The sequence below is a fragment of the Streptomyces sp. SID12501 genome (assembly GCF_010550245.1).
Lineage (GTDB): Bacteria > Actinomycetota > Actinomycetes > Streptomycetales > Streptomycetaceae > Streptomyces.
Genome location: NZ_JAAGLU010000814.1, coordinates 1 through 418, shown reverse-complemented (window position 1 = coordinate 418; position 418 = coordinate 1). Strand labels below are relative to the sequence as shown.

The window sequence follows — 418 nt, the reverse complement described above, 5'->3', positions numbered from 1 at the left end:
TCCTCCGGTGGCGGCGGCCAGACCGAAGACCCGTGGGCGACGCCCGCGGGCGGGTCCGGCGGCGGCTACTCCGACGAGCCCCCGTTCTGATCGGCGCCTCGCACACCTGATTCTCATCCCCGAGCACGGCAACGCTCGGGGCTCCACAGACAAGGAGCACCACGATGGCCAAGCCCGTCGTCCGCAAGCCCAAGAAGAAGCAGAACCCCCTCAAGGCCGCCAAGATCGAGACGGTCGACTACAAGGACACGGCTCTGCTCCGCAAGTTCATCTCCGACCGCGGCAAGATCCGCGCGCGTCGCGTGACCGGCGTCTCCGTCCAGGAGCAGCGCCAGATCGCCCGTGCGGTGAAGAACGCCCGTGAGATGGCCCTCCTGCCGTACTCGTCGTCGGCCCGCTGAGAAAGGACTGACCCATG

The 418-nt window shown here is 68.2% G+C and carries 1 protein-coding gene; it reads left to right on the top strand.

Annotated features, from left to right (window positions below; all coding sequences use genetic code 11):
* The first annotated feature begins 164 nt into the window (after positions 1-164).
* Complete coding sequence (gene rpsR, locus G3I71_RS48600) at positions 165-401, top strand: 30S ribosomal protein S18 (protein ID WP_013118893.1); 237 nt, start codon at positions 165-167, stop codon at positions 399-401.
* Positions 402-418: the final 17 nt, after the last annotated feature.

What these genes read in the sequence shown, in the direction of transcription:
- rpsR (WP_013118893.1), top strand. Translation starts at nt 165, where the DNA reads ATGGCCAAGCCCGTCGTCCGCAAGCCCAAGAAGAAGCAGAACCCCCTC.